Genomic DNA, 26090 nt, shown 5'->3' with positions numbered 1-26090 from the left:
ATCAATTTGTGTCGATAATAATGAAATAAAATTACAGTAATATGAAACTATTTCTACATACACGATGCGCCAAATCCGTGCAAAAACATCAATGTAATTTGTGATTGCACACAATTGATCCCTTATAAACCGCAGCATTAACTATTATAGCTAACATTAAGCAATCAATATTGTTCCGGCTGCAATTCTTGTGCAAATAGTAGTCTTGTAGAGGAATGAATACGTATGAAACGGTCTTAGCCAAAAAACCTTGCAATCTAGATTACTCGTCGACGGGGTTCTTTTGCAGCGTTCATGACGCTATTATTATGGGGATAAAGATATTGAAACATTTGTTAACACTAAGGTAGCAGCTCATTCGTTAATAAATTCGTACACTAGACCCAATTCTCTGATCAGATGCATAAAAGTAAGGACTTTTAATGGCCAGTCGCGCAACAAAGATTATTTTACCTATCGCTATCATTGGTTCTGCAGTCGTGGTGATGATGCTCCTAGCAATGAGTAAAAAACCACCAGAGAAAAACGAAGCAGTTGAATCTGCATTCCTTGTTCAAGTAGAACCTGCGTCAGTGCAAGATATTAATTTCATTGTGCGTTCTCAAGGGACAGTGCGCCCTAAAACTGAAACCCGATTAAGTGCTCAGGTGAGTGGTAAAGTTGAATGGGTCAACGAACGCTTTATCGAAGGCGGCATGTTCAACAAAGGAGACATCCTTGTTCAACTTGAAAAATACGATTATTCGACGGAGTTAAAGTTGGCAGAGGCTGAATTGGCAAGGGCTCAAGCTGCTCTAGATGAAGAAATTGCGCGTGGCAAAGTTGCGGAACAAGAATGGCGAAGTGTGAAAGGTAGTGTTGCACCAGAATTAGGATTACGTAAACCTCAATTAGCCAAAGAGCAAGCAAATTTAAGTGCAGCTCAGGCTCAGCTCGAACGTGCAAAACGCAATTTTGAGCGTACCTCCATTCGAGCACCCTATGACGGTTTGGTGAAATCAAAAAATGTTGACCTAGGGCAATTTGTTAACGCTGGCGTTGATCTTGGCACACTGTATTCAACAAAAATAGCAGAAGTGAGAATGCCTCTAAGCGATAATGACCTAGCATTCATGGAATTGGCGTCTGCGGGCCAATTACCACCTAAAGTTACCTTGTCCGCCAATGTTGCCGGTCAACAAAGTCAATGGGCAGGTGTTTTATCTAGAGATGAAGGGGTTTTGGATGAGCAACGACGGGTTATTTATGCCGTCGCAGAGATCTCTGATCCATATTTGCGTGAAACCGACGCCTCTGGAACTCCTCTTAAATTTGGACGCTTTGTGCAAGCTGAAATTATTGGACAGCGTGGCGAAAATATCGTGTTGTTGCCACGAAGTGTTTTGCGCTTAGATGGAACGATTCTAACTGTAGATGAACAGCGAAATTTACGCATCAATAAAGTCAGCGTACAACGCGCAGATGAAGACTTTGTGTATATTAGTTCCGGTCTCCAAGTTGGCGATTTGGTCGTTACTAGCGCGGTACCCAATCCATACGATGGCATGAAAGTAAGGTTGCCTGGCGAAAAGGGTGACGAATCTGATCGCGATAAGGAAGATGAACCAGAAACAGCAATTGCCAGTGCTGGAGGTGAATGATGTCAACCATTGATACTGAAAAAGGGTTAATTGCCTGGTTTGCACGCAATAGCGTCGCGGCAAATCTATTAATGTGGATCCTGATTTTCGGCGGAATATTCGCTTCATTTGTGATCCACAAACAAGTTTTTCCAAACTTTACCTTCAACAATGTCATTGTGACAGTTCCCTATTTGGGAGCAGCTCCACAGGAAGTGGAAGAAGGTGTTGTAATCAAAATTGAAGAAGCCATTAAGAATATTGAAGGGATCAAAAAAATCACCTCTACAGCCACTGAAGGTAATGCTCGGGTCAACATCGAGGTTGAAGAAGAGTACGACGCTCAGCTCGTGTTAGACGAGGTGAAAGTGCAGGTCGATGCGATTCCCAGCTTTCCGGCAAATACCGAAAAACCGGTTATTTATCGCCAAAAAGCCACACAAGATGTGTTGTGGGTGTCCATCTACGGTGATGCGTCGGAGAGAGAACTTAAAGAATTCGCCAAAGATATGCGTGATGAAATCGCCAACTTACCGGGATTGTCTGCGGTTCAGGTTATTGGTGATCGAGACTACGAAGTATCGGTCGAAATCTCTGAGGCTAAATTACAAGAATATAATTTAACCTTCAATGAACTTGTCAACGCCGTTCGCAGCTCCTCTATCGATTTACCTGGCGGCTCAATTCGTTCTGATAACGGTGATATTTTGCTTCGTGCAAAAGGCCAGGCCTATAACGCATACGATTTTGAAAACCTGGTCTTACTGTCTCGAGACGATGGCACACGATTGTTGTTGGGAGATATTGCCTCGGTCAGAGATGGTTTCGTAGAAGAAAACAGTTACGCTCGATTTGACGGAAAGCCAGCGATCAATATTCGTGTTCAAGCGGTGGGTGATCAAAATGCGCTCAATATTTCTGAAACCGTCAATGCTTATCTCGATGTTAAACGCAGTGATTTACCCGGAAACATAAAGGCTGACACCTGGGGCGATAGTTCATTCTACCTGGCTGATCGACTAAACATGATGCTTAGCAATATGTTGTTTGGAGCGATACTAGTATTTTTGGTGCTGTCGCTGTTCTTAAAATTGCGCCTAGCGGCTTGGGTAATGGTTGGCCTGCCAGTTTGTTTCCTTGGTGCTTTGCTTGTCATGCAGTCTGAAGTGTTTGGCATTTCAATCAATATGATAAGTCTATTTGGTTTTATTTTGGTGCTAGGGATTGTGGTCGACGATGCCATTATCATGGGTGAGTCAGCCTATTCGGAAATTGATAAAAAGGGACACAGTACTGAAAATGTGATCCGCGGGGTCAAAAGGGTGGCTATGCCTGCGACATTCGGTGTTCTGACAACCATTGCAGCCTTTACACCCATGTTAATGGTACCTGGAACCTTTGGGGTGATATGGAAAACCATTGGTTGGGTCGTCATTATCTGCCTGATTTTTTCTTTGGTCGAGTCAAAGTTGATTTTACCAGCGCATTTGGCGCACATGAAAGACCGCCCATACGACCCGAGCAAAGCCAATGCATTGCAACGATTCCGTGACTTTTTTAGTGAAGGGATAAAGCGATTTATCAGTAATAAATATGTACCGTTTTTAGAAAAAGTCATTCGCAACCGATACACCACACTCGCCACTTTCATAGGTGTTCTTATCATTACCATCGGCCTTTTTGCGGGCGGTATCGTGCGATTCGTATTTTTCCCCAATATTCCCAGTGACTTTATGATGGGGACAATAGAAATGGAACCCGGATCATCAATTGTTCAGCGCGACCAGTCTATAGAAACCATGGTACAAGCGCTTTATGAAATGGACCAAAAGATATCGCTTGAAACTGGTGATACAGTGGTTAAGCACTCCATCGCCTTTGATCAGGGAAATTTAGGCGGTCAGGTGTTTGTTGAATTAAGTAAAGGTGAAACACGTGAGATTGACGCTTTTGCTATCCATCAGGCTTGGCGAGACGCGATGCCAGAAATTCCCGGTGTGAAAAAAGTCGATATCGGCTCCCCAGGGGGTCCTGGTGGCGGTGCAGATTTGACGTTTGAATTTAGTGGTAAAAACCTGTCTGAACTTAATGCTGCAACGAGTGAGTTAAAACTGCATTTGGAAACCTTTGAAGGTGTTGCAGATGTCAATGACACCTTCAGTGGCGGCAGTGACGAAATACAACTAAATATTAAACCCCAAGCTGAAGCCCTCGGCCTCACGTTAGATGCGCTGGCAACTCAGGTTCGTTTCGGATTTTATGGGGCAGAAGCGCAACGGATTCAGCGAGGTGACGAAGAAGTCAAAGTGATGATCCGATACCCAAGGGAAGAGCGCAGTTCGATTGGTCATCTGGAGAATATGCGTATTCGCACTGCAGATGGTCAGGAAATACCGTTTTCTGAAGTTGCTGATATACAACTTGCTCAGGGCTATGGTTCTATCGTAAGAGTCGGCGGCAATCGTTCAATTACCGTAACTGCAAAAGCAGATAAGAGCAAAATTGATCCCCAGGAAGTGGCTGTCAATGTTCAAGAGAACTTCATTCCTGATTTGTTGCAGCGCTATCCCAGCGTCGAGTTTCGCCTTGAAGGAGCGTCAAAAGAGCAGGGTGAAGCACTAATTAGTTTGGCGCAAGGTTTCTTATTTGCTCTGTTTGCAATTTACGCACTGATGGCCGTTCCGCTGAAATCCTATTCGCAACCATTCATTATTATGTCGGTGATCCCTTTTGGTATCGTAGGCGCTATTGCAGGTCATTTATTGCTTGGGCATGCAGTGAGTGTGCTATCAATTTGTGGGATCATTGCGCTGACCGGGGTGGTGGTGAATGACAGCCTGATATTGGTAGATTTTGTCAATCGTGCCAGAGCAGAAGGGCATTCAATGGTCAATGCTGTGGTGCAAGCGGGCAGTCAACGTTTCAGGGCCATAGTGCTTACTTCATTGACGACCTTTATGGGGTTAACACCTATTGTTCTTGAGAAAAGTTTGCAAGCGCAAATCGTGATCCCTATGGCAATATCTCTGGCCTTCGGTATTTTGTTTGCAACAGTAATTACCTTGCTTCTAGTGCCTTCATTGTATTTGATTCTTGATGACTTCAAGTCATTGTTTAGAAGCAAAAAGAAATCATCTAACGTGGATGCTGATACGTTTGCCACGGCTAATTCTATTGGTAAATAAGTGTCAAAAATCTTAACAATGCTCATTGATTCGAATAAAGAAAGTTTCTAACTTATTGAATAAAAATGTTATTTTAAAGTGGGAACAAATATTGCTTTACCTTGAAAAGTTTTATAAGTTCGCGTAAGTTCGTCTAAATGTAGTTTTGGGAAGTAGAATTATGAAGAAGTTATTTGGTGCGATTGTTTTAGTTTTAGCGTCAATGAGTGCAAATGCTACGTTAATTGGTACAAATGCTGGTTGTGATATCGAGCCTTCTGTCATTTGGTCATGTGACACTAGTTCTAATACGGTGATGGACGGTGTCGCTGAGTTCTTCTTGCAACTAAATGCCAACGATTTCTTTGCGGTTGATTTGACTTCAAGTTCTCTGCAAATTGAAAATATCAATAACGGTAGTTTCGGCGCTGGAGCAGGTGAGTTTCTAACTCTGACACTGCAAGCGGGATTATTTGATGAGGTCTCATTTAACGTGATATCTCAAGTCACTGGATTGGATGATTCTGATCTGGGGTTCGATGGTGAAGTTTTTACGTTAGATTTTAACAATACGTCTTGGGGTGTAGGTTCATTTGTTTTGTTGAATTTTGTTAACTCAAATGGGCCAAATCCTATCCCTAATGTACCTGCGCTCTTACTTGTCATGACAGGTTTATTGGCGATGAGACGCCGCAACGTTTAAGGTCTTTTCCAAATTAAAAAATCCCGCGCCCAAGCGGGATTTTTTATGCATGAACTATATCAATAGTGTCCGACTAACTTGCTAGAAGTCTAAATTTATAACTCACGACTCCCCGAGTACATATAACTAAGCCAAAAGCCAGTCCAGCGATTCCAATTGCAACAACGCTGGTCTAAATCAACATTTTTAGTATTCAAATGTGATGGTGTTAGGACTAGTTTCCGAATATGACTTTCGCTTAGTCTATTAGGTGCTGTTAAAAGCATTAAAAAAGGCGACCGAAGTCGCCTTAGCAGAAAATAACTCACCTATTTAGTAGAAGCTTACTTTTGCTTCGATACCAAAGATTCGAGGTTGATTCACAATACCCGTCAAGTTGTTAAAGTCGATAGCACCTTTAACGTTCTCTTCGTCGGTAATATTGCGTCCAAATAACGCAATGGAGTAATTATTTTCGTAATCTTCGTAACCGATACGTAAACCACCTTCGTAGTTGTCATCAGTTTTAAATTCAACTGAATCATACAAGAATAAATTGGTTTCACCCTGGAACGCCCAGTCTGTAAAGATAAAGAATTCACCACTGTCACCAACAGGTGTTGCATAACGGGCAGTAAAGGTGAATATCGTCTCTGGTGCTTGTGGGAACGGATTTCCGTCTATGGTTGCTCTAAATCCATCAGGGCGAGGATCTAGTACGGTACAATTGCCTGTCGAACCAAATGCTGGATTTGCGCCACAGGGCAGTACTGTCAAAGAGTCATCTTGGATTTCCGTGTTGTTGTAGCTGTAACCTGCAGTAAGGGTTAAATAATCATTAACTAGATACTGAGCGTCAATTTCAAATCCATAACCCACACCTTTGTCAGCGTTAACTAGTGCCGTATTGTTAGCACCACCGCCGATAGCAGAGAATTGGATGTCGTCGATTTGATAATAGAAGACTGCTGCGTTGATACGAAACGTATCGTCTAACATGTCGCGCTTCATACCTAGTTCAATTGAATTGATGGTTTCTGCTTCAGCAACAGAAGGGTTGCCTTCAAAAGCTACATCGCGCCCTTGGATCGTTTGTGCTCTGAAACCGTTTGCTAAGCGCGCGAATACTGACGTATCTCGGTCAACTTTGTAGTTAGCACTAAGCTCCCAACTCACTTGTCCATCATCAACATTGATGTCTTCATATTCTTGAATAGTGGCATCGCCAGTTACCAGTGCAAAACCGTTTACGTTTTGATCACCAACGCGTAAGGATTTTTCATCATAAGTATAACGCAGACCACCTGTTAGATTTAGCCTTTCATTGACATCAAATGAAGTCTGACCAAAGATAGCCCAGGTTGTATTCTCATGAAATACCGTGGTTGCACCGAAGAACCCATCAATACTGGTCACATTGAACGATGAATCATAATAGAATGCGCCAACCTGCCAACTCATTGCATCGTCAGTTTCACTGGCTAATCGAATCTCTTGGGTGAATTGTTCCAGATCATCAAGGTTATCTTGAGTGACTGCGCCAAAAGGAATAAATCCAGGCAAGGTAAGCACTTCACCAAAACCGGGATCAAAAATTGCGGAAGTGATTCCCGTTGGAACAGGATAATCCAAGTCTGAAGTTGTTGCGCCACCATCAATATCACCCAAGCTAGAGCCTTCGGCTTGTTCAAAGGCGGTGATGCTGGTCAAAGACATACCTTCTAAGCCAAACTCCATTTTCAATGAAGCACCATAGTTTTCGTATTCTTGTGGGTTATTGTCAGCACCGTTACCGTCAATATCACCGTCGTAATACACCACGTCACGATCAAAGTTGCCGTTTAGATCGTTACTGCCAGGGGTAAAAACGTTCGCCCGAAAAATTGAGGCGGTGCCGTCCAGTTCACGTCCATGAACACTCAATAACGCAGAGAAGTCATCGCTAGGCGTGAATAGCAACTGACCACGCCATGCTTTTTCATCAAATCCACCCATAGCATCGGCTTGACCAGTAAACCCATTGTCTATCCAGTCATCACGATCCTGAGACAAAACAGAAAAACGCCCAGCAACATTGTCACCTAAAGCACCGCCAACGGCGCCTTCAAAATTAAGTGTGCCAAGGTTACCTACACCAAGTTTTACGTAAGCATCGAAATCATCAGTAGGTTTGACTGAATCAAACTTAACGATACCTGCTGTGGTGTTACGTCCAAACAGAGTGCCTTGCGGGCCACGGATAACTTCCACTTGCTCTACGTCAAATAAAGGGAAACTCTTTAGAATAACGTTTTCTTTTACAACATCATCCATCACAATCGAAACGGGCTGTGAGGCGGCCAAATCAAAATCCGTATTGCCTAGACCGCGAATATAAAAGCGTGGTGCAACACGTCCATTAGATGATTCAGCATATAGACCTGGAACCCGAACTGCCAAGGCTAGAATGTCGTCACCGCCAGAGAAAATAGATTCAAAGCGCTCTCCATTTAACGTGGCAATGGAAATTGGAACATCTTGAATGCTTTGTGTACGTTTTTGTGCCGTTACCGTTATTTGCTCAAGTGCACGATCTGCGTCTTCAGATGCTTGATCTTGCGCAAAGGTAACCTGGCTCGTTAAAGCAGCTTGGACACAAAGGGCCAAGGTCGCTTTTTTTAGTAATGTCATATTGTCACCGAATTAAATGGTCTAGATTGTTGTGTTTATATGCACGTCCACCTCAAAATGATGTGTCGGTGACGTGCAAGTTATGTGTGTCTTGATTAAAAGTAGCAAGGCAACTACTCATGACGAGAGTTTATGTTCTTTTGAAGCCTAAAAGCAATTATTCAGCGTGTTTTCGGTGCTTTTTCGCGCAATATATACGTAACATAGTGTTAATCTGTTATCGCATAAACTTTTTTCGGTACTGACTTGGCGAAAGACCGGTTATGCTTTTAAACAGGCGTGTAAAAGAACTAATGTCTTCGTACCCAACAAGTGCAGTAATGTGCTCTAGTGAATGAGATTCGGTTTCAAGCAGCTTTTTTGCTGCTTCTACACGCACAGATTGTAAATAAGCAATTGGCGTTTGCTGTGTCGAGGCTTTGAAACGTCGCAATAAAGTGCGCGTCGACAGGCTGACATGGCCTGCTAATGCATCTAAGGTTACAGGTTCAGAAAAATGATTTTCAAGCCACTCTTGTGCCTTTAATACATCAACATCTTGATGGTACTTTTTACTGCGGATTTGTGCATAGGCCGCTTGGTTTCCCCGAGATAAATCTAACACATGGGCCTTCGCAGTATTCGTCGCCACATCATGGCCGCAATATCGTTCGATCAGCAACAAAGCCAAATCGAACCAGGCCATGCCGCCCCCTGAACAATATATGTTGTCATCTTGGGTAATGAGCTTTTGTGGTTGTAGCTTGATGTTGGGATAGCGATTTTTAAAGGTATCAGCATAGCCCCAATGGGTCGTGGCCCGCCTACCATCTAAAATACCAGCTTCTGCCAAAAAAAACGCGCCACTGCAATTGCTCGCTATGTCGGCATTGTTTTGATGAAAATATTTAATAAAGGGCAAAAGGTGACGGTTGCTATCAAGCACTTCTTCGAGCTTTCCGCCAATGGTAGGGATAATTAAAATATCCGTATGTGAAACGTCTTCAATGGCGACCTGGCTTTTTAAACAGAGCTGATTAATACATTCAATATCGCGTTTGCCTTTTGATGCCAACTGCACAGAAAATCGTTGTTTCGGTGTGTGTCCTTGCATTCTTTGCCAGGTAACACCAGCCAATGCAAACAAATCCAGTGCGCCAGTAATTGCGCTGGCGTAGGCTTGTTCGTAGCCTAAAATTGTCACGGTATGCATATTTACAACACCTGTATCATCGTTATTTGTCCGACTTTATCATAGTCATGAATGTGTGGCGATAATGACCATAAATAAGTCAATAATGACAATTAGTCAGGGGCAGTAAATATGGGATGCTAATCACATATTGTTTGATGAGCGACATTTATGAATGAAGAACTGATCCACCCTAAAGAACTAGCTTTCCAATTATACGAGGTGCTCGATACCGAATCACTTTTGAGTCGTTCCCGTTTTGAAGAACATAATCGTGAAACCTTTGATGCGATCCTTGAGACGGCAAATAAAATCGCCACGGAAAAATTCGCAAATCATAATGCTTTGGCAGATGCTGATGAACCCAAGTTTGATGGTAAAAATGTGCATATGATCCCGCAGGTCAAAGAAGCCTTTGACGCCTATTCCGAGGCTGGCTTTATGGCTGGAAGATATGATTTCGAAGAAGGAGGCATGCAGCTGCCCGAATCCATCATGATGGCATGCTCTGGTTACTTTATGGCTGCTAACCCTTCTTCTGCTGGTTATCCTTTTCTGACAGTTGCAGCGGCAAATGTTATCCGAAACTTCGCTGATGAAAGCTTAAAAGAAAAATTTATGCCGCGCATGTTGACCGGGGAATTTACCGGTACCATGGCACTAACTGAGCCTCACGCAGGTTCATCCTTAGCTGATATTCGCACAAGTGCAACAAAAGCCAACGACGGCAGTTACCGTTTAAAAGGGAGTAAATTGTATATCTCAGCAGGTGAACATCAGTTATCAAATAACATTGTACACTTGGTGTTGGCAAAAATTCATGGGGCGCCGGCTGGAGTTAAAGGCATCTCATTGTTTATTGTCCCCAAATACCGCTTGGATGAAAGTGGCCAGCCTGGTGAAAGCAATGATGTGGCTTTGGCCGGCTTGATCCACAAAATGGGATACCGCGGTACCACGTCCACGGCCTTGAGCTTTGGTGAGAATGATGATTGTCATGGTTACCTTGTTGGTGAAGAGCATCATGGTCTCAAATATATGTTTTTGATGATGAATGAAGCCCGAATTGGTGTTGGGTTTGGTGCGGCGATGATTGGGTATAGTGGTTATCAGTATTCGTTAGCTTATGCCAAAGATCGCACCCAGGGTAGGGTGCCTCCAAAAAACTCACCCACCGATCCTGCCACAGCCATTATCAATCATGGCGATGTGAAACGCATGTTATTAGCACAGAAGTCTTATGTAGAAGGCGCGATGTCGTTGTGTCTCTATGCGGCACGACTGGTTGACGATATCAACACCCTTGAGAATGAAAGCGAGCGTCGTATGACGGAGGAGTTATTGGATCTTTTAACGCCTGTGGTTAAAGCCTGGCCTTCCGAATTTGGTGTTAAAGCGAATGATTTGGCGATCCAAGTATTGGGAGGAGCGGGATATACAAGAGAATATCCAGTAGAGCAATGTTGGCGAGATAATCGCTTGAATCCGATTCATGAAGGCACTAATGGCATTCAAGCACTCGACTTGTTAATGCGCAAACTCTGGCAAGCCAAAGGGGCGGGTCTGCAAACATTACTGTCAAGAGTCATGGCTGACTTTTCCAATGCAAAAGGGCCTGAATGCCAAAAGCTAATTAAAAAGACTCAAAAGTATCTCGCGGAATTACAACCGTTAATTCCTGAACTGGGTAATGCCATGCGGGACGAAAAAGTCATGGTGCTTCTTGCCAATGCGCAATGCTTTATGAACGTTTTTTCCAGTGTTGTCATGAGCTGGATTTGGATCAGACAGGCCAATGTCGCAGAGCAAGCGCTACAACATTGCGAAGTCGCAGATAAGCACTATTATTTAGGCAAAATTCAAGCGGCAAAATACTATATAAATTGGGAGCTGCCGCTAATTCAACGAGATTTAGATGTGTTAAATGAATTTGATGCCAGCTGCTGTGATATGCAAGCAGATTGGTTCTAAGAAACAAAAACAGGAAAACGAATGAAAAGCAGACAGTTTTTATTGGCCAAAAGACCTATAGGCACCCCGACAGCAGAGAACTGGGACTACGTAGAAACAGAATTACCTAGTCTGGCTGAAAATCAGGTGAAAGTGAAAGTGCTTTATATCTCCCTTGATCCTGCCATGCGTGGCTGGATGAATGAGGGTAAGTCCTACATTCCTCCTGTTGGCATTGGAGAGGTGATGCGCGCTGGTGGCGTCGGAGAAGTTTTAGAGTCAACCGATCCAAATTTTAAGCCCGGTGATTATGTCTATGGTGGCTTCGGCGTTTGTGATTATGCAGTGTTACCAACTCAAGGCATACACAAGGTTGATCCTAACCTTGCGCCGCTAGAGCGATACCTTGGTGTTCTTGGCATGCCAGGTATGACCGCTTATTTTGGTATTCTTGACACAGGTCAGCCAAAAGAAGGTGAAACTGTCGTGGTGTCCGGCGCGGCTGGGGCCGTAGGCACTGTGGTAGGGCAAATTGCTAAAATAAAAGGTTGCCGAGTAGTAGGTATTGCTGGAGGCGAGGACAAATGCCGCTATCTGGTTGAGGAACTGGGCTTTGATGCTGCTATCGACTATAAAAATTCAGATGTAAAAAAGGGTCTTAAAGAGCATTGCCCAGATGGTGTAGATGTATTTTTTGATAATGTGGGTGGCGACATTCTTGATGACGTGTTGACACGAATCAATATGAAAGCGCGCATTGTAGTCTGCGGTGCAATTAGTCAGTATAACAACACCACGCCAGTAAAAGGACCGTCCAACTACCTGTCTCTGCTTGTCAATCGTGCGCGAATGGAGGGAATAGTAGTATTTGATAACGTTGCCAACTATCCCAAAGCAGCGGCTGAAATGGCTGGCTGGATTGCCCAAGGCAAGTTGGTTGCTAAAGAACATATTGTCGAAGGGCTAGAAACCTTTCCTGACACCCTGATGATGTTGTTTCGCGGAGAGAACTTCGGCAAGTTAGTGATTAAGGTCGATCACTAGGTCTGACTGCGCAATTAGGTGATCTAAAAAAGGTTAGTCCATTCAGGTGTTTGAATGGCAAAGCAATCGATTTAAAAAGAGAATACGCATGAAAGAAAATTTGTTTGATTTAACAGGAAAAGTGGCACTAGTTACCGGTGCGAGTCGCGGGATCGGAGAATCCATTGCTCGGCTGTTAGCAGCCTATGGCGCTGAGGTTATTGTTTCTAGTCGAAAAATAGACGGGTGCGAAGAAGTTGCTGCAAGCATTAGAGCACAAGGTGGAAAAGCCCACGCTTTTGCATGCCATGTCGGGGAAATGGCGCAAATTGATGCCACCTTTGAATATATTAAATCGACCTTCGGTAAGCTGGATATCCTGGTCAATAACGCTGCGGCAAACCCTTATTTTGGTCACATCCTAGACACAGACCTCGCGGCCTACGAAAAAACCGTAGACGTCAATGTTCGAGGTTACTTCTTTATGTCTATTGCCGCAGGGAAAATGATGAAGGAACTGGGCAGTGGTGTGATCCTTAACACTGCTTCGGTTAACGGTTTGTCACCTGGCGATATGCAAGGAATTTATTCCATAACCAAAGCGGCGGTGATCAGTATGACAAAGGCCTTTGCTAAAGAGTGTGGCAGTTTAAATATCCGCGTGAATGCGCTGTTACCAGGCTTAACTGACACTAAGTTTGCATCGGCGTTAACCAGTAATGAGAATATTCTTAAACACGCGCTAAAAGTGATCCCATTGGGACGAGTTGCTGACCCTGATGAGATGGCTGGGACCGTATTATACCTGGTTTCCGATGCATCGAGCTATACAACTGGAACAACGGTTGTAGTGGACGGAGGTATGATGGCGTAATTGCTGCTTATTTGGAATTATAGATGGCGTCATTATTAGTTTGTGCAGACATATTTGGTGTGACGCCGGATCTGAAAGCGTGGGTAGATAATATCGCTTTTGATGGTGATATAAACTTTTTAAGTCCTTATTCAACACAAAACGAGCTTTTTGACGAGCGCACGGCATACGCACAATTTATTGAATGTGGCGGGATTGATCCATATGTCGAGAAAATCTCTTCTTGCATCAAACAGCAAGGCCCCGACGTTGTCATAGGTTTCAGTGCTGGTGCAGCTAGCGCTTATAAAGCACTTAGCCTTTTAAAAAACAACCTCGTTACCCAAGGGTTTCTTGGGTTCTATCCAGGGCAAATTCGTTTTTTTACTGATTTAGCACCGACTATTCATTGTGATCTGTTTTTTGCCAATTCAGAGCCGCATTTTGACAGTGATTTAGTAATAGAAGCCTTACAAAAACATCAAACTGTTAATTGTAAAAAAACCAAGTACCAACATGGTTTTATGAACGCTAGGTCAGGTGGTTATTCGTCTGAGGGGCAAACTGAGTATACTAAATTAGTAAACGAGAGATTGCGTACCCTACTGGTATGAACAGTGTTGCATTGCCTATTAGAAGAATAATCAGTATAAATCAGCCTCAACAGTCATTTTTCGTATTTTTTGGGTATTCGTGAATTTAAGTTGGTTTAACCATTTTTCAAGAAAAACGCTCCGTGGTGACCTTTTAGGTGGCACTACCGCGGCAATTGTATCTTTGCCAATGGCACTTACATTTGGGGTTGCCTCTGGCGCAGGTGCAGAGGCCGGGATTTACGGTGCTTTGTTAGTAGGACTTTTTGCTGCCATGTTCGGTGGCACCCCGACACTCATTTCTGAACCAACCGGCCCGATGACTGTGGTGATGGCGGCAGTACTTACCACCTTAATCGCAGACAATCCCGATAATGGTTTAGCCATGGCATTTACTGTGGTGATGATGGCCGGTTTATTTCAAATCGCCTTTGGCATGCTTAAACTTGGCCGCTACATTACCCAGATGCCCTATAGTGTAATATCGGGATTTATGTCCGGAATTGGCCTGATATTGATCATCATTCAATTAGCGCCGTTTACGGGTTCAGCGGCACCTCCAGGCGGTGTTATAGGGACCTTGAGTGAATTACCTTCAATTATCACAAACATTAACCCAATTGAATTAATGCTCGGGGCTGCAACGCTTGCGATTTTATTGTTTACCCCTAAACGCTTTACCAAATGGCTTCCACCTCATCTTATCGCACTTGTAATCGTTTCTCTGGTTTCCGTTGTGGTGTTTTCTGATGCGGGTATACAGCGCATCGGGGAAATAAACATAGGTTTGCCGTCTGTCAACTGGCCACATTTTTCTGCAGAGCAATTCAATACAATGATTGTTGATGCCATGGTGCTTGGCATGTTGGGGTGCATTGATTCGATGTTAACTTCAGTCATTGCCGATAATTTAACGCGAACGGAGCACAAATCTGACAAAGAATTAATCGGTCAAGGAATGGGTAATATTGTTTCTGGGCTATTTGGTGGCCTGCCAGGTGCTGGCGCGACAATGGGAACGGTCGTCAATATTCAAAGCGGAGCAACTTCGGCATTCTCGGGTGTATTTCGAGTTGCCGTGCTTTTAGTCGCGGTGTTTGGTGCATCCGGGCTAATTGAACAAATACCCCTTGCCGTATTGGCAGGTATTGCGATTCGTGTTGGGATGAACATTCTAGATTGGAGTTTTATTAAACGTTCACATCGTGTGTCGATTCAATCTGCAGGGGTGATGTTTGCAGTTATGTTGCTGACAGTGTTTGTCGATTTGATCGTTGCCGTCGGTGTCGGGGTGTTTATTGCCAACATTATTACGATAGATAAGCTCAGTCGGTCACAGGAAAAGAATATTAAAGCTATCAGTGATATGGATGATAAAACGCCGCTAAGTAGAGAAGAAAAAGCACTCATTCGAGAATCGAAAGGGCAGATTCTCATGGTCTATCTTAGTGGCCCCATGATTTTTGGTGTAGCCAAAGCGCTGAGCCGTGAACATGCACAAATTGCTAACCATAAGGTGTTCATTATTGACCTGTCTGACGTATCGATGCTCGATGATACGATTTCGTTATCAATAGAGAATGCGATTAAAGAGGCGGTTGAACTGGGCAAGACAGTATTTCTAGTGTCAAAAAGCAATGCTACATACAAAAAACTTGAGCGTCTCGGTATCGACCAACTTATTGGGGAAGGCCATATAACCGAGGATCGCACACTGGCATTGCAGCGTGCGTCGGAGTTAATTGAGACCCGTTTGTAGTGCCTTGTTTTAAATGGGTGTAAAAAGTGTTAGGTGCCCACAATGAGGAAGCAATCAGGCCTTCAGGGGTGCCAGAAGGCCTAGTTCGCTCTACTTGGTGAGTCTATCGACAAAAGCAATCGCGTCGCCGATATAATTGGCAGGGGTGATCCCTTTGAGCTGTGTTTTTACCTCTTCAGGTAAATCTAAATTATCAATAAACTCGGCGATCACCGCTTGATTGACCTTTTTACCACGGGTCAATTCTTTGAGCTTTTCATATGGCTTTTCAATGCCATATCGGCGCATCACGGTTTGAATCGGTTCTGCTAACAATTCCCAATTGTTGTCCAATTCTGCTGCCAGGCTTGCTTCATTAACTTGTAGCTTACTGATACCTTTTAACGTCGATTCATAAGCAATGACTGAATAACCTACACCAACGCCTAAATTTCTCAAAACCGTTGAGTCTGTCAAGTCTCTTTGCCAACGAGAGATAGGTAATTTTGCGGCTAAATGCGTAAACATAGCATTCGCAAGTCCAAGATTTCCCTCAGAATTCTCAAAATCAATGGGGTTGACTTTGTGTGGCATTGTCGATGAGCCGATTTCGCCTGCTATGGTTTTTTGTTTAAAGTGACCCAGGGCGATATAACCCCAGATGTCTCGGTCAAAATCAATTAAAATAGTATTGAAGCGAGCCATGGCATCAAACAATTCTGCAATGTAGTCATGAGGCTCAATTTGTGTGGTGTAAGGATTCCAATTGATCCCCAGGCTTGTCACAAACTGCTCAGAAAATTGATGCCAGTCTACGTCTGGATAGGCTGACAAATGTGCATTGTAATTGCCAACTGCACCATTAATTTTACCAAGGATCTTAACATTGGCGATCTGTTCCCGTTGGGCAGATAAGCGCAGCATAACATTCGCCATCTCTTTGCCCATGGTCGTTGGTGACGCAGGCTGACCGTGGGTTCTGGCCATCATTGGAATGGTTCGGTACTCAATTGCAAGTTGTTTTAACTCAGCAATTATTTTATCGCAGTAGGGTAATACAACCTGTTCCAATGCATTATGCAGCATCAAACCATGAGACAGATTGTTAATATCTTCAGAGGTACAAGCAAAGTGAATAAATTCATTGATTGCATGTAACTCAGTATTGTTTTCAACCTTTTCTTTTAGGAAGTATTCCACGGCTTTAACATCGTGGTTAGTCGTTCGTTCAATGGTTTTAATTCGCTGAGCATCTTGTTCATTGAACTCATCGACAATTTTGTTTAGCAGCGCATTAGATTCATCTGAAAACAGCGGTACTTCATTAATTTGTGGTGTATTAGAAAGCTTCTGTAACCATCGAACTTCTACCAGAACACGATATTTTAACAAACCATATTCGCTAAAATAATGCCTTAGTGCTGAGGTTTTGGCGCCATATCGGCCGTCTACCGGGGAAACTGCACTTAACGCAGATAATTCCATGAATCACTCCTAAAGATGTTGATCAATTTGTTGTTGTAACGCCAGCGCACTGGATACAATTTTTCGTCGATTAAATAATATTTGTCTGCGTTGGCCGCCAAGTTGGCGCCATAAAAATGCCGCTCTTACGCCAGCAAGAAGCAAAGCACGAACTCTGTGTTGGTTGGCATTTTGTTTGAGTAATGCTGGCTTGCCGGCAACCTGAATTTTTGGGCCTACAGGACTGACAACATCCACATAAACGCTGGCAACATTGCTTATCATTTGCTCTTCAAAGAGGCCCATGTGGGACATTTGTCGTTGAATTTGTTCGATTCGTTTTGCCAGTTCTGCCAATCTCTTGGGCTGCCTGTTGAGTTTGCGTTCTAACCCTAAAATACTGGCCACATACCGGGTGATCTCTGCATCTTTTTCTACAGGTGCATTTCCTAGCTGGCTTACTAACGTTAGCAAGCCGGTTTTGAGGTTAGCGACTTTGCCAAACACGTCTAAGGTGTTTTCAGGTGTCGTCACCACGATACTATTAATCGTCGCTTCAAACTCGTCCTGCGGTGCACTGCCTTTTCTTGCGATGGATTGCACTAACGCTGCAGCCTGGCAAACCCCTGCTAAAGCGAGGTTTTTTTCAAATTCTTTATTCATTTTTCATCACGCAAGTATTTTTCGATAATCCCACCGCCCAGACAGACATCATCTTGATAAAATACGGCCGACTGGCCAGGTGTTACAGCCTTTTGTGGGGAATCAAACATGACCTTAACGCTGCCATCTTCATTGGGAATAAGAGTGCAAGGGATATCTTGTTGGCGATAACGCGTTTTCACTGCACAACGGATGGAATCGTTCGGTCCCTTGCGGTCTACCCAATGCAATTGGTTAGCAATCAAACCGTTTGAGTACAATCTTGGATGATCAGCTCCTTGCCCAACAATCAACACATTTCTCGCAACATCTTTGTCAACGACATACCAAGGGTCATCGCCAAACTCTTTCATACCACCAATATGAAGACCTTTGCGTTGACCTAGCGTGTGGTACATAAGTCCATCATGCTGTCCAATTTCTTGTCCTTCGGCGGTCTCTATGACACCAGGCTGTGCTGGCAGGTATCGGGAAAGAAAATCTTTGAATTTTCGCTCACCAATAAAACATATTCCCGTACTGTCTTTTTTGTCGTGTGTAATGAGATCCTGTTGTTGTGCGATTTCTCTAACTTGAGGTTTCTCAATATCGCCAACGGGAAACAATGTCTTAGCGATATGTTCTTCACCAAGCGTGTACAAGAAATAACTCTGGTCCTTGTTGTTATCCAGTCCGCGGATCATCTTCCAATGACCGTCGCGCTTTTCTCTTCTCACGTAGTGGCCTGTTGCGATGTAATCAGCGCCAAGATCCTCGGCTGCGAATTCAAGAAACGCCTTGAACTTAATTTCCTTGTTGCACATGATATCTGGGTTGGGTGTGCGACCCGCTTTGTATTCTTCTAAGAAATACTCAAACACATTGTCCCAGTATTCTGCAGCAAAATTGATTGTGTGTAACTCGATGCCTAATTTTTCAGCCACCGCCTGCGCGTCAGCAAGATCTTCAGCCGCTGCACAATACTCGTCATTGTCATCCTCTTCCCAATTTTTCATGAACAGGCCTTCGACCTGATAGCCTTGTTGCAATAACAGGTAGGCTGAAACGGACGAATCGACTCCGCCAGACATCCCAACAATGACTTTTTTGTTGGCATTATGTGAAGCATTTGTTGCGAGAATGTCGGACATATTTCCTTGGATATTACTGCGTTTAAATTGGGCGGCAAGTCTAGCAAAATAAACAACTTAGTGGAACCAATACAGACCGAAGAAAAAGAACAATTTGGCTATAAGTTATCAATTGAAGAAGGAATATTTAGTTAAGTAATTTTAGCCAATCTATATCACTTTATATTCGCCGCTCTTAATCCCTTCTAAGGTCCAATCGCCGATGGCATAACGAATTAATCTCAAGGTAGGAAAGCCAACCGCTGCTGTCATTCTGCGTACCTGACGATTTTTGCCTTCTTTAATGGTAAGCGAAATCCAGCTTGTTGGTATGTTGGCGCGAAACCTGACAGGCGGAACCCGTTGCCAGATATCTGGGGCTTCAATGATTTTCGCTTTTGCGGGAAGCGTTTTACCATCGTTCAAGGTGATGCCCTGTTCTAAATGTTCGATTGCGCTTTGGGTTATTTGACCATCTACCTGTACCCAATAGGTTTTTTCCATCTTGTGTTTAGGACTGGAAATTTTATGTTGTAACTTGCCATTATTAGTGAGAACCAACAAACCCTCACTATCACGGTCTAATCGCCCGGCGGCATAAACATTGGCAACGTCGATAAAATCTTTTAATGTTTTCCTCCCTTGTCCATCCGTGAACTGAGTTAATACATCGAAGGGTTTGTTGAACAATACGATAACCGTGTCTGCCGGGGCAGGGCGCGCAGGTTTTCGAGAGGGTCTTTTTTTGTAATGGTGGTTTGCCACAAAAATGCCATAGCTGCTACTGGTAAACCAAGTTTACCCCATATATGATTGATTCCTAAAAATTTTACTGGTGAAGTGAGATTGATTGTCTAAAATTTCTTGTGGATCCTTTTTTTAAACTATATCACGAGGTGTTTAGCCAAACGCCTATGGTTGACGTGATCTAGATTAACCCGGCGGATGAACCGCCAATACTGAGGTATATGATGGCTGAATCAAAGTCTAAGATTATTTACACCAAAACTGACGAAGCGCCAGCGCTGGCGACTTACTCGTTGCTTCCAATCGTTAAAAAGTTTACTGCCTCTGCAGGAATTGATGTTGAAACGAGTGACATTTCTCTAGCAGGAAGGATTTTGGCTATCTTTCCGGATTATTTGACCGAGGACCAAAAGGTTCAGGATGCATTGAGCCATCTTGGCGAGTTAACTCAATTCGCTGACACCAATATTATTAAGCTACCGAACATCAGCGCCTCTATTCCTCAATTACGTGCCGCGATAAAGGAATTACAAAATAAAGGTTTTGCATTACCGGATTTTCCCGAAGACCCCAAAACTGACGAAGAAAAGGATATTAAGGCGCGCTATGGCAAAGTGCTAGGTAGTGCAGTAAATCCTGTTTTGCGTGAAGGTAACTCTGATCGTAGGGCGCCTACAGCCGTTAAAAACTATGCTAAGAAAAACCCTCACTCTATGGGCGTTTGGAGTCAAGCTTCTCGAACTCATGTGGCTCACATGCGCGGGGGCGATTTCTATTCAGGTGAGAAATCGGTCACTGTAGAAAAAGCAGGCCATGTACGTATCGAATTTACTGACAATGACGGCAACAAAACCGTTCTAAAACCCCGTGTAGATTTGTTGGCGGGTGAAGTCATCGACGGTATGTATATGAGCAAAAAGGCTCTTTGCCAGTTCTTTGAAGAGCAAATTGAAGATGCTAGAAATACCGGTGTGCTGTTCTCTTTGCACGTCAAAGCTACGATGATGAAAGTGTCTCACCCTATTGTTTTTGGTCATTGTGTAAAAGTTTTCTACAAGGATTTATTTGATAAATATCAGGATCTGTTTGACGAGCTTGGTGTTAATCCTAATAACGGTTTAGGAAGCGTGTATGACAAAATTTCAAGCTTACCTACCTCACAACGCTCCGAAATTGAACGCGACATCAACAAGTGTTACGAATACCGGCCTCCTTTGGCGATGGTGAATTCCGACAAAGGAATTTCAAATTTGCATGTACCAAGTGATGTGATTGTTGATGCGTCAATGCCTGCAATGATTAGAAGTTCAGGTCAGATGTGGGGACCAGATGGAAAGCCAAAGGATACCAAAGCAGTCATTCCTGAGAGCACCTACGCGACAATCTACCAAGAGGTGATTAATTTCTGTAAAACCCATGGCGCGTTCGATCCCACCACTATGGGCACAGTCCCTAACGTTGGTCTTATGGCTCAAAAAGCCGAAGAGTACGGTTCACACGATAAAACATTTGAAATGTCGGGTGACGGTAAAGTGCAAATCATCGACCAAGATGAGAACGTATTGATCGAGCATGATGTTGAAGAAGGTGATATTTGGCGTATGTGTCAGGCCAAAGACGAGCCAATTAGAGATTGGGTGAAACTGGCGGTGACCCGCGCAAGACAATCTGGCATGCCTGCCATTTTTTGGTTGGACGATGAACGGGCTCACGACAGACAATTGATCAACAAAGTCACTGAGTATCTCAAAGATCACGACACTGATGGGCTGCAAATTGAAATTATGTCTCCGGTTCGTGCAATTCGCTACACAATGGAAAGAGCACTTCGTGGCTTAGATACGATTTCTGTTACCGGTAACGTATTGCGAGACTATTTGACAGATTTGTTCCCAATTCTTGAGCTTGGCACCAGTGCTAAAATGTTGTCAATTGTGCCGTTGATGGCCGGTGGCGGTTTGTTTGAGACCGGCGCGGGCGGTTCAGCACCTAAACACGTACAGCAGTTTGTCGAGGAGGGGCATTTGCGCTGGGATTCACTTGGAGAATTTCTTGCACTAGCGGTATCGCTGGAGGATCTTGCCATTAAGCAAGATAATACTCGGGCAAAGGTTTTGGCGACTGCATTAGACAAAGCAACGGAGAAATTGCTTAACAATGGCAAATCACCATTGCGTAAAGCTGGTCAATTAGATAACCGTGGCAGTCATTTTTATTTGGCGATGTATTGGGCTGAGGCCGTTTCAAGCCAAACCGATGATCGTGAACTGGCTGATGAGTTTGCCGAGCTGTTCAAACAGTTGAGTGATAATGAACAAACCATTATGGCTGAGATTGATTCAACGCAAGCAAAGCCTGCGGATATCGGCGGCTACTACTATCCTAGCGACGACTTGGCCACACAAGCGATGTGCCCTAGTAAGACCTTGAATACTATTATGAACTAGTATTCAACATATTCAGTGAACCATTAAAAAAGCAGGCCTATGGCCTGCTTTTTTATTTTGTACTTTTTCGATACGTAGTAAGTCGAGTTTAACTACCTTTCGGGTTCGTCACTGATGCCTATGTTTTCAGCATGCAAACCTTTCGGTCCCTGCTGCACTTCATAAGTGACTTCCTGGCCTGCTTTAAGCGAACGATAACCATCCATTTTGATAGTGGAGTAGTGGGCAAAAATGTCCTCGCCTCCGTCATCAGGGATAATAAAACCGAACCCCTTCGCATTGTTAAACCATTTGACTTTTCCAACCGCCATACTTCTGCTTCCTCTTAATCCCTTGAACTGACACTTCATAGTCCCCACAATAGTAGTGTGAAGACAAGGCAACCCGACAACACAACAAACTGCCTTATGTAAAATGTAGATATTTTAACCGGGTAATGTCAAGGTCAATTTAATTTAATCGACAAAAATTGATAAAAACACCACAATTATTGTCATAACCACACTATTATTTGTATATGAGTAAAGATAATACGATCAGCATCGACCACGACAAGTACCTCGAAGCAGTCAAAAAGAAAGTACAGCCGCCACCGATGTACAAGGTTTTGTTGAACAATGATGACTACACACCTATGGATTTTGTCATCGAGGTGTTAATGCGCTTTTTTAATATGGATGCGGAAAAAGCCAATCAACTTATGTTAACAGTACATTATCGAGGAAGGGCAGTGTGTGGCATTTACACTGCGCAAATTGCTGAAACAAAAGTCATGCAAGTAAACCAATACGCCAGAAAGCATCAGCACCCGTTAATGTGCTCGATGGAACAGGCGTAGTTTTGGGAGTAGATATAAGAGGGTGAAAATATGTTAAACAAAGATTTGGAGCAAACCCTTAACGAAGCTTTTATTTTTGCAAGAGAGCATCGTCACGAGTTCATGACCGTAGAGCATTTGTTACTTGCTTTGTTGGAGAACAAAGCCGCTAGGGAAGCGCTCAAGGCATGTGGTGCGAATATAGATTCTATTAAGGCAGAGCTAATAGATTTTGTTAAAGACACCACACCGTTGATTCTAGACGACCACAGTGGTGAAAAAGAAACTCAGCCAACACTCGGATTCCAGCGCGTGCTGCAACGTGCCGTTTTTCATGTTCAATCGTCTGGCAAAGATGAAGTGACTGGCGCCAATGTTTTAGTAGCAATTTTCAGCGAGCAAGAATCTCAAGCTGTTTATATTCTTAAAAAAGCAGATGTCACACGGCTCGATGTAGTGAACTACATTTCTCACGGTGTGAGTAAAAATGAAGATGAATCAGGCATGGAAGGTCAAGAGGAATCATCTGATTCAGACGAAAATACTTCGATTCTTGAAAAGTACTCGACCAATCTTAATGTTCAAGCCAAAGACGGCAAAATAGATCCGCTTATTGGCCGTGACGCAGAACTTGAACGAACCATTCAAATTTTGTGTCGACGCCGTAAGAACAACCCACTGCTTGTGGGTGAAGCCGGTGTCGGAAAAACCGCTATTGCAGAAGGCTTAGCGTACAGAATCGTCAACGGTGAAGTACCAGACGTGATCGCAACATCAACAGTGCATTCATTGGATATGGGGGCGCTTTTAGCGGGCACCAAATATCGAGGCGATTTTGAAAAACGCTTAAAAGGCATTTTAAAAGAACTGAGCAAAGACGATGACGCTATTTTGTTTATCGATGAAATCCATACAATTATTGGAGCCGGTGCCGCCTCTGGTGGCGTAATGGATGCGTCTAACTTATTAAAACCTAAGCTCAGTAGCGGTGAATTACGTTGTATTGGCTCGACTACGTATCAAGAGTATCAAGGAATATTTGAAAAAGATCGCGCGCTAGCCCGTCGTTTCCAGAAGATTGACGTGGTGGAACCCAGTGTTGCAGACACTACCAAAATCTTGATGGGCTTAAAAAGTCGTTATGAGAAACATCACAGTGTGCGCTTTACCAATCAGGCGATTAAAGCTGCGTCAGAATTGTCCGCGAAATATATCAATGAACGTCACCTGCCAGATAAAGCGATTGACGTTATTGATGAAGCTGGCGCTTCCCAACGTCTTGTCCCTGCCTCTAAACGTCGCAAAACAATAGGTGTTGGTGAGATCGAGCATGTTATCGCTAAAATGGCGCGGATCCCAGAAAAATCGGTGTCTGCATCAGACAAGGAAACGCTGAAAAATCTCACGAGAGATTTGAAGCTTGTCGTATTTGGTCAAGACCAAGCGATTGAAACACTCTCCGATGCGATAAGATTGTCGCGCTCAGGTTTGGGTAATGAAACTAAACCTATCGGCAACTTTATGTTTGCTGGTCCAACAGGGGTTGGAAAGACAGAAGTCACGCAACAACTAGCCAAAATTATGGGTGTAGAATTAGTTCGCTTTGATATGTCTGAATATATGGAGCGTCATGCAGTAAGCCGTTTAATTGGAGCACCACCAGGGTATGTCGGCTTTGATCAGGGGGGCTTGTTGACTGATGCCGTAATTAAAAACCCCTACAGCGTTGTGTTGCTAGATGAAATAGAAAAAGCCCATAGCGATATATACAACATCCTGCTTCAAGTCATGGATCATGGCACACTGACGGACAACAATGGACGTAAGGTCGATTTTAGAAATGTTGTATTAGTGATGACGACCAATGCTGGGGTGCAAGAAACTGTGCGTAAATCAATTGGTTTCAAACAACAAGATCACAGCCATGATGCATTAAGCGAAGTGAACAAAATCTTCACTCCAGAGTTTCGAAATCGTCTTGATGCCATCATTTGGTTTAATCACTTAGAAACCGATGTGATCTTGCAGGTTGTAGACAAGTTTATTGTCGAGCTTCAAGTGCAATTGGATAACAAGGGTGTTTCCCTTGAAATTGACGACAATGCTAGAGAATGGCTTGCAGAAAAAGGCTATGATCGATCAATGGGTGCAAGACCTATGGCTCGAGTTATGCAGGAACACATTAAAAAAGTGTTGGCCAATGAATTGCTGTTTGGCCAACTAATAAATGGTGGTAGTGTCAAAGTGAGCGTCAGTAAAGATGCACTTAAATTTGACTACAAAGATCCTGCGAAAAAAGAAGCCAGCAAAGTCTGACGCAAAAACGAAAAAAGCCCAGCACTTTGCTGGGCTTTCCTATTTCATCATCAACGATGATCAAACGTTATCTGGCGCGATAAATGATACGACCTTTACTCAAATCGTAAGGTGTCATCTCTACTGTTACTTTGTCGCCAGTCAAAATACGAATATAGTTTTTACGCATCTTTCCAGAGATGTGCGCAGTGACGACGTGTCCGTTTTCTAATTCAACGCGGAACATAGTATTTGGAAGTGTATCCAATACGGTACCTTCCATTTCAATACAGTCTTCTTTCGCCATGTAAAATGTTTACCTCAAATAAGTGTCAAAAATGCCGCGCAGATTTTGCCCAATTACCGCCCCAGTGTAAAGCGACTAGTCACTTTTTTTTGCTTTTAATTGCCATTTATTGTCAATAAAGCGCTCATGAGGGTAAAAATTGGCTTTATAGTTCATTTTTTTACAGGCATCAATTTGATAGCCGAGGTATAAAAACGATTTGTTTTGTGCCTGCGCGTAAGCGATTTGTTGCAAAATAGCAAAGGTCCCCAGTGAACGATCTTGCCATTCGGGTTTGAAGAACGTGTAAAGTGCTGAAAAGGCATTGGGTAAAACATCAGTTACAGCTACTCCAATTAATTCTTCTTCAACATAGAACTCAATAAACTCAGATTCCATCCACTGAGTTAAAATAAAACTTTCATATTGTTGCAAAGTAGCGGGGTACATACTCCCATCAGTATGCCTAGTATCAATGTAACTTTGATAAATAGGAAAATACTCTGGCTTATCTTGGCGGCTATAGAATACCTTAATATCTTTATTTTTACTCAAGTTCCGTTTTTGGCTTTTACTCAAGCGAAATTGATTAACCGGAACTCTAATTGACTGACAGGCGTTACAGTCCCGGCAATGAGGCCGATAAACTTGATCGCCACTGCGACGAAAACCAGATTCTATGAGTACACTGTATTGAGTACCAGTGCATTGTCCGGTGTCGCTGACAAAGACTAATAATTGTTCTTCTTTATTAGGAAGATAGCTACAAACAAACTCTTGAGTCAGACCAAATTTCATA

Annotated in this window: 20 protein-coding genes; 11 read left to right on the top strand and 9 right to left on the bottom strand. The window is 43.4% G+C overall.

Features of this window, described 5'->3' with window-relative positions:
- Positions 1-422: 422 nt before the first annotated feature.
- The 3 genes from FM019_RS15650 (at position 423) to FM019_RS15640 (ending at position 5486) form a co-directional block, all read left to right on the top strand.
- Positions 423-1640: an efflux RND transporter periplasmic adaptor subunit gene (locus FM019_RS15650; protein ID WP_143836895.1), complete on the top strand. Its 1218-nt coding sequence runs from the start codon at positions 423-425 to the stop codon at positions 1638-1640.
- Positions 1640-4804, top strand: a complete 3165-nt coding sequence (locus FM019_RS15645; RefSeq protein ID WP_143837028.1) for an efflux RND transporter permease subunit — start codon at positions 1640-1642, stop codon at positions 4802-4804. The genes FM019_RS15650 and FM019_RS15645 overlap by 1 nt, the downstream gene beginning before the upstream one ends.
- Before the next feature lie 160 nt (positions 4805-4964).
- Positions 4965-5486, top strand: coding sequence for a hypothetical protein (locus FM019_RS15640; RefSeq protein WP_143836894.1), 522 nt, complete (start codon positions 4965-4967; stop codon positions 5484-5486).
- Positions 5487-5798: 312 nt separating this feature from the next.
- Here FM019_RS15640 and FM019_RS15635 read toward each other — a convergent pair whose 3' ends face one another.
- Entirely contained in the window at positions 5799-8135 is a 2337-nt protein-coding gene (locus tag FM019_RS15635) for a TonB-dependent receptor (protein ID WP_143836893.1), read from the bottom strand.
- A 217-nt stretch (positions 8136-8352) separates the two neighbouring features.
- Positions 8353-9327: a GlxA family transcriptional regulator gene (locus FM019_RS15630; RefSeq protein ID WP_143836892.1), complete on the bottom strand. Its 975-nt coding sequence runs from the start codon at positions 9325-9327 to the stop codon at positions 8353-8355.
- Positions 9328-9477: 150 nt separating this feature from the next.
- On the opposite strand from FM019_RS15630, the gene FM019_RS15625 reads away from it, so the two are divergent.
- The 5 genes from FM019_RS15625 (at position 9478) to FM019_RS15605 (ending at position 15484) form a co-directional block, all read left to right on the top strand.
- Positions 9478-11277, top strand: a complete 1800-nt coding sequence (locus tag FM019_RS15625) for an acyl-CoA dehydrogenase (RefSeq protein ID WP_143836891.1) — start codon at positions 9478-9480, stop codon at positions 11275-11277.
- A 21-nt stretch (positions 11278-11298) separates the two neighbouring features.
- Complete coding sequence (locus tag FM019_RS15620; RefSeq protein ID WP_143836890.1) at positions 11299-12300, top strand: NADP-dependent oxidoreductase; 1002 nt, start codon at positions 11299-11301, stop codon at positions 12298-12300.
- Positions 12301-12388: 88 nt separating this feature from the next.
- Positions 12389-13153, top strand: coding sequence for an SDR family oxidoreductase (locus FM019_RS15615; protein WP_143836889.1), 765 nt, complete (start codon positions 12389-12391; stop codon positions 13151-13153).
- A 23-nt stretch (positions 13154-13176) separates the two neighbouring features.
- Positions 13177-13746, top strand: a complete 570-nt coding sequence (locus tag FM019_RS15610; protein ID WP_143836888.1) for a hypothetical protein — start codon at positions 13177-13179, stop codon at positions 13744-13746.
- Positions 13747-13825: 79 nt separating this feature from the next.
- Positions 13826-15484 (top strand): SulP family inorganic anion transporter, encoded by a 1659-nt coding sequence (locus FM019_RS15605; RefSeq protein WP_260681645.1) that lies wholly within the window; start codon positions 13826-13828, stop codon positions 15482-15484.
- Positions 15485-15574: 90 nt separating this feature from the next.
- Here FM019_RS15605 and purB read toward each other — a convergent pair whose 3' ends face one another.
- The 4 genes from purB to FM019_RS15585 form a co-directional block, all read right to left on the bottom strand.
- Entirely contained in the window at positions 15575-16948 is a 1374-nt protein-coding gene (gene purB, locus FM019_RS15600) for an adenylosuccinate lyase (RefSeq protein WP_143836887.1), read from the bottom strand.
- A gap of 9 nt (positions 16949-16957) precedes the next feature.
- Positions 16958-17590 (bottom strand): high frequency lysogenization protein HflD, encoded by a 633-nt coding sequence (hflD, locus tag FM019_RS15595; RefSeq protein ID WP_143836886.1) that lies wholly within the window; start codon positions 17588-17590, stop codon positions 16958-16960.
- The gene (gene mnmA / locus FM019_RS15590) at positions 17587-18720 is read right to left on the bottom strand and encodes a tRNA 2-thiouridine(34) synthase MnmA (protein ID WP_143836885.1); all 1134 of its coding nucleotides are present in this window, start codon (positions 18718-18720) and stop codon (positions 17587-17589) included. Before mnmA ends, hflD begins: the two co-directional genes overlap by 4 nt.
- A gap of 150 nt (positions 18721-18870) precedes the next feature.
- Complete coding sequence (locus FM019_RS15585) at positions 18871-19464, bottom strand: pseudouridine synthase (RefSeq protein ID WP_143836884.1); 594 nt, start codon at positions 19462-19464, stop codon at positions 18871-18873.
- 206 nt (positions 19465-19670) lie between these two features.
- Here FM019_RS15585 and FM019_RS15580 point away from each other — a divergent pair, with 206 nt between their 5' ends.
- On the top strand, positions 19671-21893 hold the full coding sequence (locus tag FM019_RS15580; protein WP_143836883.1) for an NADP-dependent isocitrate dehydrogenase: 2223 nt from the start codon (positions 19671-19673) through the stop codon (positions 21891-21893).
- A gap of 92 nt (positions 21894-21985) precedes the next feature.
- Here FM019_RS15580 and cspD read toward each other — a convergent pair whose 3' ends face one another.
- Entirely contained in the window at positions 21986-22204 is a 219-nt protein-coding gene (gene cspD, locus FM019_RS15575; protein ID WP_008844398.1) for a cold shock domain-containing protein CspD, read from the bottom strand.
- A 206-nt stretch (positions 22205-22410) separates the two neighbouring features.
- Here cspD and clpS point away from each other — a divergent pair, with 206 nt between their 5' ends.
- Both clpS and clpA read left to right on the top strand, forming a co-directional pair.
- Positions 22411-22731, top strand: coding sequence for an ATP-dependent Clp protease adapter ClpS (gene clpS, locus FM019_RS15570; protein WP_143836882.1), 321 nt, complete (start codon positions 22411-22413; stop codon positions 22729-22731).
- A gap of 30 nt (positions 22732-22761) precedes the next feature.
- Positions 22762-25026, top strand: a complete 2265-nt coding sequence (gene clpA / locus FM019_RS15565; RefSeq protein WP_143836881.1) for an ATP-dependent Clp protease ATP-binding subunit ClpA — start codon at positions 22762-22764, stop codon at positions 25024-25026.
- 67 nt (positions 25027-25093) lie between these two features.
- Here the strand turns inward: clpA and infA are convergent, their stop codons facing one another.
- Entirely contained in the window at positions 25094-25312 is a 219-nt protein-coding gene (gene infA, locus FM019_RS15560; protein ID WP_006010397.1) for a translation initiation factor IF-1, read from the bottom strand.
- Between the two features lie 75 nt (positions 25313-25387).
- Positions 25388-26089 carry an arginyltransferase gene (locus tag FM019_RS15555; protein ID WP_143836880.1) on the bottom strand — a complete coding sequence of 234 codons (702 nt, stop codon included), beginning with the start codon at positions 26087-26089 and terminating at the stop codon, positions 25388-25390.
- Position 26090 lies beyond the last annotated feature (1 nt).

The organism is Aliiglaciecola sp. M165, assembly GCF_007197995.1.
Classification (GTDB): Bacteria; Pseudomonadota; Gammaproteobacteria; order Enterobacterales; family Alteromonadaceae; genus Aliiglaciecola.
The sequence above is the reverse complement of the archived record's forward strand: the minus strand, read 5'-3'. Positions and strand labels throughout refer to the sequence as shown.

Coding starts and splice junctions, on each gene's coding strand:
- FM019_RS15650 (WP_143836895.1), top strand. CDS start 423: ATGGCCAGTCGCGCAACAAAGATTATTTTACCTATCGCTATCATTGGT.
- FM019_RS15645 (WP_143837028.1), top strand. CDS start 1,640: ATGTCAACCATTGATACTGAAAAAGGGTTAATTGCCTGGTTTGCACGC.
- FM019_RS15640 (WP_143836894.1), top strand. CDS start 4,965: ATGAAGAAGTTATTTGGTGCGATTGTTTTAGTTTTAGCGTCAATGAGT.
- FM019_RS15635 (WP_143836893.1), bottom strand. CDS start 8,135: ATGACATTACTAAAAAAAGCGACCTTGGCCCTTTGTGTCCAAGCTGCT.
- FM019_RS15630 (WP_143836892.1), bottom strand. CDS start 9,327: ATGCATACCGTGACAATTTTAGGCTACGAACAAGCCTACGCCAGCGCA.
- FM019_RS15625 (WP_143836891.1), top strand. CDS start 9,478: ATGAATGAAGAACTGATCCACCCTAAAGAACTAGCTTTCCAATTATAC.
- FM019_RS15620 (WP_143836890.1), top strand. CDS start 11,299: ATGAAAAGCAGACAGTTTTTATTGGCCAAAAGACCTATAGGCACCCCG.
- FM019_RS15615 (WP_143836889.1), top strand. CDS start 12,389: ATGAAAGAAAATTTGTTTGATTTAACAGGAAAAGTGGCACTAGTTACC.
- FM019_RS15610 (WP_143836888.1), top strand. CDS start 13,177: ATGGCGTCATTATTAGTTTGTGCAGACATATTTGGTGTGACGCCGGAT.
- purB (WP_143836887.1), bottom strand. CDS start 16,948: ATGGAATTATCTGCGTTAAGTGCAGTTTCCCCGGTAGACGGCCGATAT.
- hflD (WP_143836886.1), bottom strand. CDS start 17,590: ATGAATAAAGAATTTGAAAAAAACCTCGCTTTAGCAGGGGTTTGCCAG.
- mnmA (WP_143836885.1), bottom strand. CDS start 18,720: ATGTCCGACATTCTCGCAACAAATGCTTCACATAATGCCAACAAAAAA.
- FM019_RS15580 (WP_143836883.1), top strand. CDS start 19,671: ATGGCTGAATCAAAGTCTAAGATTATTTACACCAAAACTGACGAAGCG.
- cspD (WP_008844398.1), bottom strand. CDS start 22,204: ATGGCGGTTGGAAAAGTCAAATGGTTTAACAATGCGAAGGGGTTCGGT.
- clpS (WP_143836882.1), top strand. CDS start 22,411: ATGAGTAAAGATAATACGATCAGCATCGACCACGACAAGTACCTCGAA.
- clpA (WP_143836881.1), top strand. CDS start 22,762: ATGTTAAACAAAGATTTGGAGCAAACCCTTAACGAAGCTTTTATTTTT.
- infA (WP_006010397.1), bottom strand. CDS start 25,312: ATGGCGAAAGAAGACTGTATTGAAATGGAAGGTACCGTATTGGATACA.
- FM019_RS15555 (WP_143836880.1), bottom strand. CDS start 26,089: ATGAAATTTGGTCTGACTCAAGAGTTTGTTTGTAGCTATCTTCCTAAT.